The organism is Streptomyces sp. NPDC051921 (assembly GCF_040680975.1).
Lineage (GTDB): Bacteria > Actinomycetota > Actinomycetes > Streptomycetales > Streptomycetaceae > Streptomyces.
Window position 1 is genome coordinate 147,618 of record NZ_JBFAXU010000011.1, and the last position, 13,954, is coordinate 161,571.

17 protein-coding genes are annotated in these 13,954 nt (G+C 72.2%); 4 read left to right on the forward strand and 13 right to left on the reverse strand.

Features of this window, described 5'->3' with window-relative positions; all coding sequences use genetic code 11:
- Positions 1-237 precede the first annotated feature (237 nt).
- From AB0M16_RS16980 to AB0M16_RS16995, 4 genes are all read right to left on the reverse strand, one after another.
- Positions 238-819, reverse strand: a complete 582-nt coding sequence (locus AB0M16_RS16980; protein WP_365343479.1) for a DNA starvation/stationary phase protection protein — start codon at positions 817-819, stop codon at positions 238-240.
- Between the two features lie 97 nt (positions 820-916).
- Positions 917-1,438 carry a DoxX family protein gene (locus AB0M16_RS16985; protein ID WP_365343481.1) on the reverse strand — a complete coding sequence of 174 codons (522 nt, stop codon included), beginning with the start codon at positions 1,436-1,438 and terminating at the stop codon, positions 917-919.
- 5 nt (positions 1,439-1,443) lie between these two features.
- On the reverse strand, positions 1,444-2,106 hold the full coding sequence (locus tag AB0M16_RS16990) for a hydrolase (protein WP_365343483.1): 663 nt from the start codon (positions 2,104-2,106) through the stop codon (positions 1,444-1,446).
- Between the two features lie 154 nt (positions 2,107-2,260).
- Positions 2,261-2,713: a hypothetical protein gene (locus AB0M16_RS16995; protein ID WP_365343485.1), complete on the reverse strand. Its 453-nt coding sequence runs from the start codon at positions 2,711-2,713 to the stop codon at positions 2,261-2,263.
- 145 nt (positions 2,714-2,858) lie between these two features.
- Between AB0M16_RS16995 and AB0M16_RS17000 the strand changes: the two genes are divergently transcribed.
- Positions 2,859-3,839, forward strand: a complete 981-nt coding sequence (locus tag AB0M16_RS17000; RefSeq protein WP_365343487.1) for a helix-turn-helix domain-containing protein — start codon at positions 2,859-2,861, stop codon at positions 3,837-3,839.
- A gap of 250 nt (positions 3,840-4,089) precedes the next feature.
- Here the strand turns inward: AB0M16_RS17000 and AB0M16_RS17005 are convergent, their stop codons facing one another.
- Together AB0M16_RS17005 and AB0M16_RS17010 are read right to left on the reverse strand one after the other, a co-directional pair.
- Positions 4,090-4,824, reverse strand: coding sequence for an SOS response-associated peptidase (locus AB0M16_RS17005; RefSeq protein ID WP_365343489.1), 735 nt, complete (start codon positions 4,822-4,824; stop codon positions 4,090-4,092).
- A gap of 149 nt (positions 4,825-4,973) precedes the next feature.
- The gene (locus AB0M16_RS17010; protein ID WP_365343491.1) at positions 4,974-6,245 is read right to left on the reverse strand and encodes an NAD(P)/FAD-dependent oxidoreductase; all 1,272 of its coding nucleotides are present in this window, start codon (positions 6,243-6,245) and stop codon (positions 4,974-4,976) included.
- 157 nt (positions 6,246-6,402) lie between these two features.
- Between AB0M16_RS17010 and AB0M16_RS17015 the strand changes: the two genes are divergently transcribed.
- Positions 6,403-6,768, forward strand: a complete 366-nt coding sequence (locus AB0M16_RS17015) for a hypothetical protein (RefSeq protein WP_365343493.1) — start codon at positions 6,403-6,405, stop codon at positions 6,766-6,768.
- Positions 6,769-6,858: 90 nt separating this feature from the next.
- Here AB0M16_RS17015 and rpsR read toward each other — a convergent pair whose 3' ends face one another.
- The 4 genes from rpsR to rpmG are packed head-to-tail and all read right to left on the reverse strand — an operon-like array spanning position 6,859 to position 8,642.
- On the reverse strand, positions 6,859-7,095 hold the full coding sequence (gene rpsR, locus AB0M16_RS17020) for a 30S ribosomal protein S18 (protein WP_365343496.1): 237 nt from the start codon (positions 7,093-7,095) through the stop codon (positions 6,859-6,861).
- 30 nt (positions 7,096-7,125) lie between these two features.
- Positions 7,126-8,277, reverse strand: coding sequence for a GTP-binding protein (locus AB0M16_RS17025; protein WP_365343498.1), 1,152 nt, complete (start codon positions 8,275-8,277; stop codon positions 7,126-7,128).
- Entirely contained in the window at positions 8,274-8,447 is a 174-nt protein-coding gene (locus AB0M16_RS17030) for a 50S ribosomal protein L31 (protein ID WP_365343500.1), read from the reverse strand. The genes AB0M16_RS17025 and AB0M16_RS17030 overlap by 4 nt, the downstream gene beginning before the upstream one ends.
- A 30-nt stretch (positions 8,448-8,477) precedes the next feature.
- The gene (gene rpmG, locus AB0M16_RS17035; protein ID WP_365343502.1) at positions 8,478-8,642 is read right to left on the reverse strand and encodes a 50S ribosomal protein L33; all 165 of its coding nucleotides are present in this window, start codon (positions 8,640-8,642) and stop codon (positions 8,478-8,480) included.
- Positions 8,643-8,731: 89 nt separating this feature from the next.
- Here rpmG and rpmB point away from each other — a divergent pair, with 89 nt between their 5' ends.
- Entirely contained in the window at positions 8,732-8,968 is a 237-nt protein-coding gene (rpmB, locus tag AB0M16_RS17040; RefSeq protein WP_365343504.1) for a 50S ribosomal protein L28, read from the forward strand.
- Complete coding sequence (gene rpsN, locus AB0M16_RS17045) at positions 8,968-9,273, forward strand: 30S ribosomal protein S14 (RefSeq protein WP_365343506.1); 306 nt, start codon at positions 8,968-8,970, stop codon at positions 9,271-9,273. Before rpmB ends, rpsN begins: the two co-directional genes overlap by 1 nt.
- A 229-nt stretch (positions 9,274-9,502) precedes the next feature.
- On the opposite strand, the gene AB0M16_RS17050 is transcribed toward rpsN, so the two are convergent.
- The 3 genes from AB0M16_RS17050 to kdpA are packed head-to-tail and all read right to left on the reverse strand — an operon-like array spanning position 9,503 to position 13,950.
- Positions 9,503-10,174 carry a potassium-transporting ATPase subunit C gene (locus AB0M16_RS17050; RefSeq protein WP_365343508.1) on the reverse strand — a complete coding sequence of 224 codons (672 nt, stop codon included), beginning with the start codon at positions 10,172-10,174 and terminating at the stop codon, positions 9,503-9,505.
- A gap of 6 nt (positions 10,175-10,180) precedes the next feature.
- A complete protein-coding gene (kdpB, locus tag AB0M16_RS17055) occupies positions 10,181-12,289 on the reverse strand; it encodes a potassium-transporting ATPase subunit KdpB (RefSeq protein WP_365343510.1) in 2,109 nt (702 codons plus the stop codon).
- Positions 12,286-13,950, reverse strand: coding sequence for a potassium-transporting ATPase subunit KdpA (gene kdpA / locus AB0M16_RS17060; RefSeq protein WP_365343512.1), 1,665 nt, complete (start codon positions 13,948-13,950; stop codon positions 12,286-12,288). The genes kdpB and kdpA overlap by 4 nt, the downstream gene beginning before the upstream one ends.
- Positions 13,951-13,954 lie beyond the last annotated feature (4 nt).

The window sequence follows — 13,954 nt, forward strand, 5'->3', positions numbered from 1 at the left end:
CCCGGTCGGGGTTCGGCGGGCCGCCGCTCGGGCGGCGGCGCCGGGTCGCTGCATGCCTCGCTCGGCCCGCAGGCACGGCGGGAGGGGGCGGCGCCGACCGCCTGGGCCGCGACGACGACGGCGGTCGGCCCCGACCGGACGGTCCGGCCGGCGGTCGGCCCCGACCGGACGGTCCGGCCGGCGGTCGGCCCCGACCGGACGGTCCGCCGGCGCCCACGACGACGTCGTACGTGTCCGTCAGCCGCGCACCAGAGGGGTGTCCACGAGATGCTCGGCCAGGAACCACACCTGGGCCTCGCCGGTACGGATGACGTCCGAGACGAGGAGGTCGGCGCTGCCCTCGTCGCCCTCCCCGGAGAGCCGGGCGGCGGCGTCCCGGGCGTCGATCAGGATCCGCTCGTGCGCGTCGAGGAGCCGCGACAGCATGACGGGCACCGGCTCGACGCCGTCCGGCGGCCGGGGGATCGCCGTCAGCTCCGCGACGTGCCGCGGGTCCCCGACGGCGACGCCGCCGAGGCTCTGGACGCGCTCCGCCAGCGCGTCCACGATGGCCAGTTGGGCCTCCGCGTGCTTGTCGAGCATCAGGTGGAGCGAGTAGAAGGTGGCCCCGCGCATGAGCCAGTGATGCTTCTTGTAGAGGGAGTACAGGATCTGCGTGTCGGCGAGGACGCGGTTCAGCCGCTGGCAGCCGTACATGCGGGTGTCGTGGCCGAGGCCGATCGGCAACTGCTTGAGCGTGCCGAACGCCTGGGTCTCGGCGCCCTTCTGGTGCAGCAGCGGCTGTCCGCCACCGTGCGGGACCGTCGAGAGGGTGTCCATCGGGTGCTCCTGCTCAGGAGAGGGTGGGAAGGGCCCGGCCGCCCGGTCGGGGGTACGCGAGCGGCCGGACCCGGTCTGTGCGGCCCGCGCCGTGCGCTCAGCGCGGGCCGGGGGCGGCGGCGTGCGGCGCCGCCGGGGCCGGCCGGTGCAGGACGAGCCGGGTGAGGAGCCCGCTGCCGAGACCGGCCACGAGCGCGAGGGCCGCCCACCACAGTGGGTACGGCGTGAGGCCGAGGACCGTGTCGAGGGACCAGGCGCCGGGTCCGGTGGCGGCGAGGGCGGCGGAGGTGCCGATGAGGACGAGCGGGTACTCGTAGCCGTCGTTCTGCACCCAGAGGCCGTGGCGCCATTTCACGGTGAGCGCGACCGTCATGACCCCGATGGCCCCGGTCGCGGCGAGCGGGGTCAGGAGGCCGGCCGCGAGCAGCAGGCCCGATCCGATCTGGCCGCCGCCCGCCGCCAGGGCGGTGAGGGCACCGCCGCGGAAGCCGTCGGCACGGAACTCCTGCGTGCCGCCTTCGAGCCCCTTGCCGCCCAGGTGCGAACTGACCTTCTGCACACCGTGGCCGGCGACGAGCAGTCCCACCAGCAGACGCAGGATCAGAATGCCGGTGTCCAAGGCGGTCAGCCGGCCGCGTGCGCGCCGATGACGCTCTGCGCGTACACGACACCGAGGCCGTAGGCACCCGCGTGGGCCTTGACGATCTCCATGACCGCGCCGTACGTCTCCTGCCGCGCCCAGTCGCGCTGCAGCTCCAGGAGGACCTGGACCCAGGTCACGGGCACCGCGCCGGCGGCGATCATGCGCTGCAGGGCGTGCTCGTGGGCGGCCGGGCTGACGCCGCCGGAGGCGTCGGTCACGACGTACACCTCGTACCCCTGCTCCAGCGCCGAGAGGGCGGGCAGCACCAGGCAGACCTCGGTCCACAGACCCGACAGGACGATCTTCTTCCGACCGGTCGCCCTGACCGCCGCGACGAGCGCCTCGTCCTCCCAGGCGTTCATGGTGGTGCGGTCGATGACCTCGTGCTTGGGGAACACCTCGGCGAGCTGGGGCAGCAGGGGCCCGGAGAACGACTCGGCGGCGACCGTGGTCAGGACGGCCGGAACGTCGAACGCCTTGGCCGCCTTGGCGAGACCCACGGTGCTGTTGATGATCGCGGCACGGTCGCCGCTGCCGGTGCCGAAGAACATCTGCGGCTGGTGGTCGACGAAGAGCATGACCGCGTTGTCGGGCGTGAGGAGGTCCGCGCTGGGGGCGGCCTGCACCTTGTCGATGTCGAACATGAGGGGTCCTTTCGAAGCGATGGGGAACGGCCCGCCGCTTCCGCGGCTCGGCACTTCCTCACGCTAGAAGCGACCCGAGCGACCGCGTTGACCTCCTGCGCCCAGGAGTTGGCACGACAGCGCACAACCGGTCGCGGACGAGGGCCCCGCGGTGTCAGCCACCCGAACCGCGCCGCCCGCCCGCCCTCATGACGGCTGCCGGCGAGCCGGCGGCCGGGCGCGGCAGGTGGCCCGGCGACAGCGAGCGGACCAGGGCCAGGGTGCTGAGGGCGCACATCACCACGCCCAGGGGGACGTGCAGCGAGGCCACGTGCGCGACGCCGAGTGCGACCTGGGCCGAGGCGAGGAGGAGGAAGCCGGTGGAGTACAGGACCGGCCGCGGGGATCCGCCGCCCGGGCGCCAGGCGAGGACCGCGGCGAGGACGTACAGCATGGCGGCGGCGTACATCACCTTCGAGCCGTAGTCGTGCAGGAGGTAGCCGCGTGACGAGGTCAGCAGCAGGCCCGCGGTGGAGGCCTGGAAGAAGAGGGCGAGGGTCTGCAGGACCGTCGCGGTCCGGAGGAAGGTGCCGCCGCGCGGCGCTGCGGACGTCCGTCTGGTGGTCATGGTGGGGTCCTCTCTGGTCGTGTGCGGTGCTCGTGGACGGTGAAGGGGTCGCCCACGGTTCCGTGCCGCTCCGTCATGAAGATCCTGGCGCGGGGCTCGCTCGCACACGAGTGTCCGGAACGACGTGACCCGTACACTTCCGGACGTGACCACTGTTGCCCTGGCCGTCACCGACGGCATGCTGCACTTCGAACTGGCTCTGGCGGTCGAGGTCTTCGGTGCCGATCTGACCCACATAGTGGATCCCTGGTACGACTTCGCGCTCTGCGGTCCGGGCGCCGTCCAGATCGGCCGTTTCCGACTGGCCCCCGACCACGGGCTCGACCACCTCCGGCGCGCCGACACCGTGATCGTCCCCGGCTGGGCCGACGTCGACCAGGACCCGCCGCCCGAACTCGTCGACGCCGTGCGGGAGGCGCACGAGGCGGGGGCCCGCGTGGCCTCCCTGTGCACCGGCGCGTTCGTGCTCGCCGCCGCCGGTCTCCTGGACGGCCGGCTCGCGACCACGCACTGGGCGCACACCGACGAGCTGACCAGACGTCATCCCCGGATCACCGTGGATCCCGACGTCCTCTACGTGGACAACGGCAGCGTGCTCACCTCCGCCGGCAAGGCCGCCGCCATGGACCTCTGCCTGCACCTGGTGCGCCTCGACCACGGCTCGGCCGTCGCCAACACGATCGCCCGGCGCCTGGTGGTCCCCCCGCACCGGGACGGTGGTCAGGCCCAGTTCGTGACCACTCCCGTGCCCACCCCCGGCAACCATCCGCTCGCCCTGCTGTTCCCCTGGGTGCTGCAGCGCCTGGACCAGGCGCTCACGGTGGAGGACCTGGCCCGTCAGGCCGGGATGAGCTCGCGCCACCTGGGGCGCCACTTCAGGTCGGTCACCGGCACCACCCCGCTGCAGTGGCTGCTCACCCAGCGCATCCGGCACGCGCAGGAACTGCTGGAGACCACCGACGACACCGTCGACACCATCGCGACGGCCACCGGCATGGGCACCGCCACCACCCTGCGCCGCCACTTCGCCCGGACGGTCGGCGTCCCGCCGGACACCTACCGCCGCACCTTCCGCACCCGGACCCGCCCCGCCCTCACCTCGGCTCTCCCGGAACGTCACGGCTGAGCCGAGGGCCGCCGCCGCGACGAAGGGCCCTCCGTGGGCCGTCGCGCGGAAGGGGCCGGACAGGGTGGACCGGCTCCGGAGGCCCGGGGCGGGTTGCCGAAGGGGTGGGGAATGGCGAAGCACCGGCTGCAAGGAGACCCGGGGCGGCTACACCCTCACCGTCGACCGCAACGCCTGGGACGCGCCGGTCGCCCTCATCGGCTGACCGGAGGCCCTGCCGCAGCCGGCGGCCGCGGGCCTCGGGCCGCCCTCAGGCCGCCGGGTCGAGGAGGTGGGGGCCGTTGTTGCGGACGTTGTTCACGGCCATGGAGACGGGCCGGGCGTCGAGGCGGCCGTCGGCGGGCCGGGTGAGCAGGGCGCGGAGGTCGTGCGTGTCGTGGTTGCGGGGGTCGAGCCAGGCGTCGTAGTGGTCGGGGGTGAGGGCGAGCGGCATGCGGGGGTGGACACGGCCGGCCTCGTCGGTGGCCTCGGTGGTGATGATCGTGCAGGTCATCAGCCAGGCGGCCGGATCGTCGTCGGCGGCGACGTCGGGATCGCGCCAGTACTCGTACAGACCCGCGAGGGCCATCACCTGACCGTCGGCGGGGCTGATGAAGTAGGGCTGCTTGCGGGTCCTGCCGGTCGCGTCGTCCTTGACGGGGTCCCATTCGTAGAAGCCGTCGGCGGGCAGCAGGCAGCGGCGCCTGGCGAAGGCCCGGCGGTAGGCGGGCTTCTCGTGCACGGTCTCGACCCGGGCGTTGATCATGCGGGAGCCGCTCTTCGGATCCTTCGCCCACGACGGCACCAGCCCCCACCGCAACGCCCTCAGCTCACGGCGCACCTCGTCGCCGCCGTCGCGCGCGGCGCGTTCGAGGACCGCGTGGACCGGGTCGGTCGGCGCCACGTTCCAACTCGGCGCCAGCGTCTCCTCGGGGCGCCATGCGGTCACCCCGAAGAGCTGGGTGAGATCTTCGGGACTGCGGGTGGAGGCATAGCGTCCGCACATACCGCCACTGTGCCACGACACCGGGCCGGCCCCAACGGCTCGGCCGCGCGTCGCCCGTCCGGCTCGGAGCCGACGGGCGCCGCGCGAGCGCGAGGAACGAGGTGGGCGGCCCGCGGTGCCGGGCGACAGCCCCCGTCAACGCCGGCCGGTCACGCCCCCGACGGCGACGCGGCCGACCGGCGGTGCCTGAGGTTGACGGCCGAGGCCCTGGCCAGCGCGACGGGGTTCAGGAAGCGCATCGGACCGATCAGGCGGGATGCGAACAGGTACATGTGCCGCGCCATCCCCTCGTCGCGCGCCGCCGCCGAGAACATCAGCCGTTGCACGGGATTGAACGGAACGGCGGCCTTGGCGAAGTCGACGGACAGGAACTGGTGACCGCGCAGCCTGCGCCGATGGGTGCGGGCGTACGCGGTGAGCGACGCGTCCAGGTCACCGCGGCCCGTCGCGGCGGCGGCGACGGCCTCGGTCAGCCACTGCGCGGACTGCAGGGCCCACCCGCAGCCGACGCCCCACAGCGGATCGCCGGTCAGGGCGGCGTCGCCGATCAGGGCGAGGCCGGGTGCGGTCGCGTCACGTGTGACGAGCGGGTAGTCGACCGTGCCGATGATCTTCGAGACGCGCTCGGCGGAGTCGACGGGCGGCGCCTCGGGCAGGCCGCGGACGAATGCGAGGAAGCTGCCTTCCAGATCCTCCCGGAACGCCGGCAGCCGCTTCTTGTCCGGCAGTACCGCGACGACCGTGACCCCGTCGTCGTTCGGGAACGCGTACGCCATGTCGGGCTCGAGGAACCAGGCGTGACTGATCCCGTCGCGCAGCGGAAGGTCGCGGTAGTGCGCGAGATAGCCGAACCGCGCGTTCTCGTGCACCCGGGTGCGCACCCCGGCGAACTTCGCGACGGGCGAGTCCTTGCCGTCGGCACCGACCACCAGCCGCGCCCGGATCTCGCGCTCGCCCCGTTCCGTGGACACGCGCACGCCCACCGTCCGCTGCCCGTCGCGGACCAGTCCGGTCACCCGGTGGCCGAGGAGCAGATCGACGCCCGGGGTCTGCGCGGCACGGGACCTGATCATCGGATCGAGGGTGCTGCGCCGGACGTTGTACGCGTACGGCAGCTCGGCGCCCCCGGCGTCGGCCCGGGGCTCGATCCATCCCCAACGAGTGTGCCAGCGCGCCTTGTTGGGAACGGCCCCGGCCTCCTCCAGCGCGGACACGAGCCCGAGTTCGTCCAGCACCGGATAGGCGCTGGCCTGAAGGGCGTGGGTGCACAGCACCTTGTACGCGCCAGGGTCCGAGCGCCGTTCCAGCAGCGCGACGCGGACACCGCGCCGCGCGAGCAGGATCGCCGCGGCACTGCCGGCCAGGCCGGCTCCGCTGATGACGACGTCGTAGGCGTCGCCCGCCTTGTCGGACTCGGTCATGCGCTGATCCCCCTCGGGTCGTGGTGCCGTTCACGGGAGTGGTGCACTGCACGGCCCCTTACTGCTGTCAGGAGCATGACGGATTGTCAAGGGTGGGTGTCCGGACGACCCGCGTCCCTACACTGCTTGCACAGCATTCCGGGGGAAAGGAAGGCGCATGAACTGGATCTGGGTGATCCTCATCCTGTTCTGGACGGGCGGTTTCGCCTGGGCCGCCGACAACATACGCACCGCGTTGCGGCATCGCCACGAGCGCAGGATGGAGGTCCTGGAGGCGGCCAGGCAGGAGCGCCTCGCGCTCGAAGCGGCGAACAGGACGCCGGAGCCGGTGTGCGGCTGCACGCACCATCTGGCCAAGCACGACAAGAAGGGCCGGTGTCACGAGCGGGTCGAGATCCCGGTCGCGTGGGACGAGAACAAGAAGCCGCTGCGGTACGAGGCGGGCGAGTGCAACTGCCAGCAGTACGTGGGCCCGCAGCCGCTGTCCCAGGTCTTCGCGGAGGAGCTCACCGACCTGGCCTGAACCCGGTCCGAGCCGCGTCGGCGGGCACCGCGGCCCCGACGGTGCGGCGGGGTCGCGCAGGGTCCCGCCGCCCCTCCTCCCCCCGGTCCGTCAGCGGCCGGCGTACGGCAGCAGCGCCATCTCGCGCGCGTTCTTGACGGCCGCGGCGACGGCCCGCTGCTGCTGCGCCGTCACCCGGGTGACGCGGCGGCTGCGGATCTTGCCCCGGTCGGAGACGAACGTGCGCAGCAGCGCGGTGTCCTTGTAGTCGATGTACGTGATCCCGGCCGCGTCGAGCGGGTTGGGCCGGGGCCGGGCGGGCTTGCGGGGATCGGGGCGTCGGGCCATCGGGTCTCTCCTGAGTCGGTTGTGGGTGTGTCAGGCGGCGTCGAGGAGCACGTCGAAGGCGGCCGGCAGGGTCTTCCAGGCGTCGCGCCCCGAGGCGAACTCCGCGTCCGTCAACAGGCAGGAGTCCAGGAGGCGTTCGAGACCGTCCCGGTCCAGGCCCGGCGACGTGAAGACGAGGTGCTGGCAGCAGTCGCCGTGGTCGGGGTGCCAGTCGAGCGCGGCCGCCGCCCTGCGCACGGGCGGGACCATCTCCCAGGCGGCGTCGGGCAGGGACGCCAGCCACGGCCCGGCGTTCTCCACGCACAGGGCGCCGCCGGCAGCCTCCCAGGCGAGCAGCGCGTCGGGGCGGTCGGCGAGCCAGAAGCGGCCGCGACTGCGGGCGGCGGCGCAGCACAGGTCCTCCAGCGCCTCGTACAGCCGCTCGGGGTGGAACGGTCGGCGCCGGCGCCAGACGAGCGTGGCGACCCCGGACTCGTCGGCCTCCTGGGGCAGGAGCGCGCACGCCGGGTGCTGGGCGGCGGCCGCCGCCTCGACGTCGAAGCCGGCGAGCGCGGCGCGGGCGAGTTCGGTGGAGGTGGCCGGTACGCGCCGGGCCGTGGGGTGCAACTGGGCGAGCAGGGCGTGGTCCTCGGCGTCGGCCCCGGCGCTGTCGACGACGGCGAGGACGGGTGCGTACTCCAGCTGGCGGGCCCAGGTGTCGCCGACGGTCCGCTGGTCGGTGGGGGCCGCCGCGAGGCCCGCCTCGGCCAGGTCGTCGCCGTTGCCGAGGTACGGCAGGACGAGCGCGGGGTCCACGGCCGTGATCACGCCGGTGAGGGCGAGCCGGTCGCCGCCGTGCGCGGCGACGACCTCGGCCATGGCCTTCGGCTCGACCGAGTCCCACAGCTCGACCACGGCGAGCCGGGTCCGCCCGCCGTCCGCCATCCGCAGCAGCTCCGGCACCAGGTCCTCGCGCAGGGCGCAGCACGCACAGTCGTCGACCAGGGGCGTCTCGCTCCGGGAGAGCGGACCGGAGGCATCGCGGACCAGCCGGAGCACGGTCCCCTCGGGCGCTCCGGTCAGGTCGTGATGGAGGGCGACACTGTCCGGCACGGTCCGCAGGAGGTGTTCGACGACTTCCCTGCGGGCGTCGGCGTGCAGGCCGCCGACGATCACGACGGGGAGCTGCTGGTCGTGCGTCATCGACGGTCTCCGCAGCGGCGTTCGAAGCGCTCGACGCGGCCGGCGGCGTCGAGGACACGCGCGGCGCCCGTGGCGAAGGCGTGGCCGGCCGGGCGGCCCTCCACGTCGACGAGGGGAGGGGTGTCGCGGTGGACGACGGGCCCGTGGGCGGGGTGGATGCCGGGCTTCATGGCAGGACCTTTCGGGGTGGGCGTGGGGGGTCAGCGCTCTTCGCGGAAGTCGACGTGCCGGCCGACGACGGGGTCGTACTTCCGCAGCACGAGCCGGTCGGGGTCGTGACGACGGTTCTTGCGCGTGACGTACGTGAACCCGGTGCCTGCCGTGGAACGGAGTGTGACGACCGGGCGGATCTCGGTGCGTGTCATGAGGCTAGTATATGACAACGGTTTTCATTACCGATAACTGACCCGAGCGGGGCCCACACGCCCCGAAGGCGAGAGAGGCAGCACCACACATGTCCGCCCACTGCCAGCTGACCGGCGCCCGGCCGGGATTCGGCAACTCCATCTCCCACTCGCACCGGCGCACCTCGCGCCGCTTCGACCCCAACATCCAGCGCAAGCGCTACTGGCTGCCGAGCGAGGGGCGGCACGTCCGCCTGACGCTGAGCGCCAGGGCGATCAAGACGGTGGACGCGATCGGCGTCGAGGCCGCCGTCGCCCGGATCCGCGCGCGGGGCGGGAAGGTCTGATGGCGAAGAAGAGCAAGATCGCGAAGAACGAGCGGCGCAAGCAGGTCGTCCAGCGGTACGCGGCCCGCCGGGCCGAGCTCAAGGCGATCGCCCGCCGCCCGTCCGCCACCGCCGCCGAGCGCGAGGCCGCCTACGCCGAACTGCGGCGGCAGCCGCGCGACGCCAGCGCCACTCGCGTACGCAACCGCGACAGCGTGGACGGGCGCCCGCGCGGACACCTGCGGAGCTTCGGGCTCTCCCGGGTGCGGACGCGGCAGCAGGCGCACGCGGGATTCCTGCCGGGCGTGAGGAAGTCGTCCTGGTAGACGGGCGCCCCCCTTCCCGTCCCACGGTTCGGGCGGACGGGAAGGGAGACGTACGGCGTCGACGCCGCCACGAGCACCGGCACGAGCACGAGGGCGGCGAAGCGGAGCCGGCGGCCATGGACCGACCATGGCCGCCGGCTCCGACTCGTCCGTCCGGACGGGCCCGCCGACCCGTCAGGCCATCAGGCCGTCAGGCGTCAGGCCCGTCAGGCGTCAGGCCGTCAGGCCGTCAGGCCTTGGTCACCAGGGCCCTGAGGGCGATGTTCAGCTGGAGGACGTTGACGCGGGGCTCGCCGATGAAGCCGAGGAGGCGGCCGTCGGTGTGGTCGGCGACGAGCCGGTCGACCTGGGCGACGGTGAGGTGGTTGCGCTCGGCGACGCGGTGGACCTGGAGCCTCGCGTACTCCGGGGAGATGTGCGGGTCCAGGCCCGAGCCGGAGGAGGTGACGGCGTCGGCGGGGACGTCGGACGGCTTCACCCGGTGGTCGGCGGTCGAGTTGTCCTTGACGACGGCCGCCTTGGCGTCGGTCACCCACGCGATCAGTTCGGCGTTGTCACCGGAGCGGTTCGTGGCGCCGGACAGGATGATCTTGTACTGGGTGTTGACGCTGTTGGTGCCCAGGCCGTTGGAGGGGCGCGGCTGGAACCAGCGCAGGTCCGGGCTCGCGGTCTCCTCGCCGTCCTTCAGCGGCAGGTCGTAGGTCTGCCCGATGAGCTCGGAGCCGACGACCCTGCCGCTCGCGTCCTTGACCTCGGAACCGTTCGCCTTGCCGGGGAAGGCGAGTTGGGCGAGACCGGTGACGGCGAGGGGGTAGAGCACGCCGCACACGACGGTCAGGACGAGGAGGGCGCGCAGGCCCGCCCAGAGCACGCGGCCGGAGTTTCCTACGGAGTTGTTCATCGTGGGTCAGCCGATTCCGGGGATGAGGGAGAGGAGCAGGTCGATGAGCTTGATGCCGATGAAGGGGGCGACGAGACCGCCGAGGCCGTAGACGCCGAGGTTGCGGCGGAGCATCGAGTCCGCGCTGGAGGGCCGGTAGCGCACGCCCTTGAGGGCGAGCGGCACGAGGGCCACGATGATCAGCGCGTTGAAGATGACGGCGGACAGGATCGCGGACTCGGGCGAGGCCAGGCCCATGATGTTCAGCTTGTCCAGCGACGGGTAGGCCACCGCGAACATGGCCGGGATGATGGCGAAGTACTTCGCCACGTCGTTGGCGATCGAGAAGGTCGTCAACGCTCCCCGCGTGATGAGGAGTTGCTTGCCGATCTCGACGATCTCGATGAGCTTGGTCGGGTTGGAGTCGAGGTCGACCATGTTGCCGGCCTCCTTCGCGGCCGACGTGCCCGTGTTCATCGCCACGCCGACGTCCGCCTGCGCGAGCGCCGGGGCGTCGTTGGTCCCGTCGCCGGTCATCGCGACGAGTTTGCCGCCGGCCTGCTCGCGCTTGATGAGGGCCATCTTGTCCTCGGGGGTGGCCTCGGCGAGGAAGTCGTCGACGCCGGCCTCTTCCGCGATGGCCTTGGCGGTCAGCGGGTTGTCGCCCGTGATCATGACCGTCCTGATGCCCATGCGGCGCAGCTCGTCGAACCGCGCGCGCATGCCTTCCTTGACGACGTCCTTGAGGTGGATGACACCGAGGACGCGCGCGCCCTCGCCGTCCTCCACGGCCACCAGCAGCGGCGTGCCGCCGGCCTGGGAAATGGCGTCGGTGACTTCCTGGGCGTCCTGCGCGACCTCGCCACCGCGTTCCTTCACCCACGTCACGACCGAACCGGTCGCGCCCTTGCGGATCCTGCGGCCGTCGACGTCCACGCCCGACATACGGGTCTGGGCGGTGAACTCGATCCACGTGGCGTGCGCGAGCTCGCTCTGGTGGCGCTCGCGCAGCCCGTACTCCTCCTTGGCGAGGACGATGATCGAGCGGCCCTCGGGCGTCTCGTCGGCCAGCGAGGAGAGCTGGGCGGCGTCGGCCAGCTCGGCTTCGGTGGTGCCCTTGACCGGCACGAACTCCGCCGCCTGGCGGTTGCCGAGGGTGACGGTGCCGGTCTTGTCGAGCAGCAGCGTCGACACGTCGCCGGCGGCCTCGACCGCGCGTCCCGACATCGCCAGGACATTGCGCTGGACCAGCCGGTCCATGCCGGCGATGCCGATCGCCGAGAGCAGGGCGCCGATCGTCGTCGGGATCAGACACACCAGCAGGGCCGTCAGGACGATCATCGACGTCTGCTTGTCGGCCCCGGCGTAGATCGCGAAGGGCTTCAGGGTGACGACCGCGAGGAGGAAGACGATGGTGAGGGACGCCAGAAGGATGTTGAGGGCGATCTCGTTGGGCGTCTTCTGCCGGGCGGCGCCCTCGACCAGGTTGATCATCCGGTCGATGAAGGTCTCGCCGGGCTTCGTCGTGATCTGGACGACGATGCGGTCGGACAGCACCTTCGTGCCGCCGGTGACCGCCGAACGGTCGCCGCCGGACTCACGGATGACCGGAGCCGACTCGCCCGTGATGGCGGACTCGTCCACGCTCGCGACGCCCTCGACGACGTCGCCGTCGCCGGGGATGACGTCGCCGGCCTCGCAGACCACCAGGTCACCGACGCGCAGCTCGGTGCCGGGGACCTGCTCCTCGCCCGTCTCGGTGACCCGGCGGGCGACGGTGTCGGTCCTGGCCTTGCGCAGCGTGTCGGCCTGGGCCTTGCCTCGGCCCTCGGCCACCGCCTCCGCCAGGTTGGCGAAGACGGTCGTCAGCCACAGCCAGGCGGTGATGGCCCAGCCGAACCAGTCGCCCGGATCCTTGATCGCCAGCGCGGTGGTGACCACCGAACCGACCAGGACCACGAACATCACCGGCGACGTGACCATCACGCGCGGGTCGAGCTTGCGCAGTGCGTCCGGGAAGGACCTGATGAGCTGCTTCGGGTCGAACAGGCCGCCGCCGACCCGGGTTTCGGGCTCCTTGCGCGGCGGGCGGGCCGCGTCGTCCTGGGGCGCGCGGGTGGGGGTGAGGGTGCTCATGCTGCCAGCCCTTCGGCGAGCGGGCCCAGCGCGAGGGCCGGGAAGTACGTGAGACCGGTGATGATCACGATGGTGCCGACGAGGAGGCCGGTGAAGAGCGGCTTCTCGGTGCGCAGCGTGCCCGCGGTCCCGGGGACGGGCGACTGCTCGGCGAGGGAACCGGCGAGCGCGAGGACGAACACCATGGGGAGGAACCGGCCGAGCAGCATCGCGATGCCGATGGTCGAGTTGAACCACTGGGTGTCGGCGTTCAGCCCGGCGAAGGCGGAGCCGTTGTTGTTGGCGCCGGAGGTGTAGGCGTACAGGATCTCGGAGAAGCCGTGCGCGCCGGAGTTCGTCATCGAGTGCGCGGGGGTCGGCAGGGCCATGGCCGCGGCGGTGAAGCAGAGCACGAGGGCCGGGGTGATCAGGATGTAGCAGGCGGCGAACGTGATCTGCCGGGTGCCGATCTTCTTGCCGAGGTACTCGGGCGTGCGGCCGACCATCAGACCGGCGATGAACACCGCGATGACCGCCATGATCAGCATGCCGTAGAGACCGGAGCCGACACCGCCGGGCGCGATCTCGCCGAGCTGCATGCCCAGCAGGGTGATGCCGCCGCCGAAGCCCGTGTACGAGGAGTGGAAGGAGTTCACCGCACCCGTCGACGTCAGCGTCGTGGCCACGGCGAAGATCGACGAGCCACCGACGCCGAAGCGGGTCTCCTTGCCTTCCATGGCGCCGCCCGCGATGTCGAAGGCGGGACCGCCGTGGTGGAACTCGGTCCACATCATCAGGGCGGTGAAGCCCAGCCAGATCGTGGCCATCGTCGCCAGGATCGCGTGGCCCTGCCTGATCGAGCCGACCATGCGCCCGAAGGTGCGGGTGAGCGCGAAGGGGATGACGAGGATCAGATAGATCTCGAAGAGGTTGGAGAGCCCGTCGGGGTTCTCGAAGGGGTGGGCCGAGTTGGCGTTGAAGTAGCCGCCGCCGTTCGTGCCCAGCTCCTTGATGACCTCCTGCGAGGCCACCGCGCCGCCGTTCCACTGCTGCGATCCGCCCGTGAACTGCCCGACCTCGTGGATGCCGGCGAAGTTCTGGATCGCGCCACAGGCGACCAGGACGAGCGCGCCCACGACGGAGATCGGCAGGAGGATCCGGACCGTGCCGCGCACCAGGTCGGCCCAGAAGTTGCCCAGCTCCCCCGTACGCGAGCGGGCGAAGCCGCGCACGAGCGCGACCGCCACCGCGATGCCGACCGCCGCCGAGACGAAGTTCTGCACCGCCAGGCCGCCGGTCTGGACGACGTGGCCCATGGCCTGCTCGCCGTAGTACGACTGCCAGTTGGTGTTGGCGACGAAGGACGCGGCCGTGTTGAACGCCTGGTCCGGGTCGATGGACACGAAGCCGAGCGAGCCGGGCAGCGAACCCTGGACCCGCTGCAGCAGGTAGAGGAAGAGGACGCTCACCGCGGAGAAGGCGAGCACCCCGCGCAGATACGCGGTCCAGCGCATCTCGGTGTCCGGGTTCGCTCCGATCACCCTGTAGATCCACCTCTCGGGCCTGTAGTGCTTGCCCGAGGAGTAGACGCGCGCCATGTGCTCGCCCAGCGGCCGGTACGACAGACCGAGGGCGACGACCAGCGCCAGAAGCTGGAGCACTCCAGCGAGGACGGGACTCATCGCG

Coding starts and splice junctions, on each gene's coding strand:
- AB0M16_RS17050 (WP_365343508.1), bottom strand. CDS start 10,174: ATGAACAACTCCGTAGGAAACTCCGGCCGCGTGCTCTGGGCGGGCCTG.
- AB0M16_RS17005 (WP_365343489.1), bottom strand. CDS start 4,824: ATGTGCGGACGCTATGCCTCCACCCGCAGTCCCGAAGATCTCACCCAG.
- rpmB (WP_365343504.1), top strand. CDS start 8,732: ATGTCCGCCCACTGCCAGCTGACCGGCGCCCGGCCGGGATTCGGCAAC.
- rpmG (WP_365343502.1), bottom strand. CDS start 8,642: ATGACACGCACCGAGATCCGCCCGGTCGTCACACTCCGTTCCACGGCA.
- kdpB (WP_365343510.1), bottom strand. CDS start 12,289: ATGAGCACCCTCACCCCCACCCGCGCGCCCCAGGACGACGCGGCCCGC.
- AB0M16_RS17025 (WP_365343498.1), bottom strand. CDS start 8,277: ATGACGCACGACCAGCAGCTCCCCGTCGTGATCGTCGGCGGCCTGCAC.
- rpsR (WP_365343496.1), bottom strand. CDS start 7,095: ATGGCCCGACGCCCCGATCCCCGCAAGCCCGCCCGGCCCCGGCCCAAC.
- AB0M16_RS17030 (WP_365343500.1), bottom strand. CDS start 8,447: ATGAAGCCCGGCATCCACCCCGCCCACGGGCCCGTCGTCCACCGCGAC.
- rpsN (WP_365343506.1), top strand. CDS start 8,968: ATGGCGAAGAAGAGCAAGATCGCGAAGAACGAGCGGCGCAAGCAGGTC.
- kdpA (WP_365343512.1), bottom strand. CDS start 13,950: ATGAGTCCCGTCCTCGCTGGAGTGCTCCAGCTTCTGGCGCTGGTCGTC.
- AB0M16_RS16990 (WP_365343483.1), bottom strand. CDS start 2,106: ATGTTCGACATCGACAAGGTGCAGGCCGCCCCCAGCGCGGACCTCCTC.
- AB0M16_RS16995 (WP_365343485.1), bottom strand. CDS start 2,713: ATGACCACCAGACGGACGTCCGCAGCGCCGCGCGGCGGCACCTTCCTC.
- AB0M16_RS17010 (WP_365343491.1), bottom strand. CDS start 6,245: ATGACCGAGTCCGACAAGGCGGGCGACGCCTACGACGTCGTCATCAGC.
- AB0M16_RS17015 (WP_365343493.1), top strand. CDS start 6,403: ATGAACTGGATCTGGGTGATCCTCATCCTGTTCTGGACGGGCGGTTTC.
- AB0M16_RS16980 (WP_365343479.1), bottom strand. CDS start 819: ATGGACACCCTCTCGACGGTCCCGCACGGTGGCGGACAGCCGCTGCTG.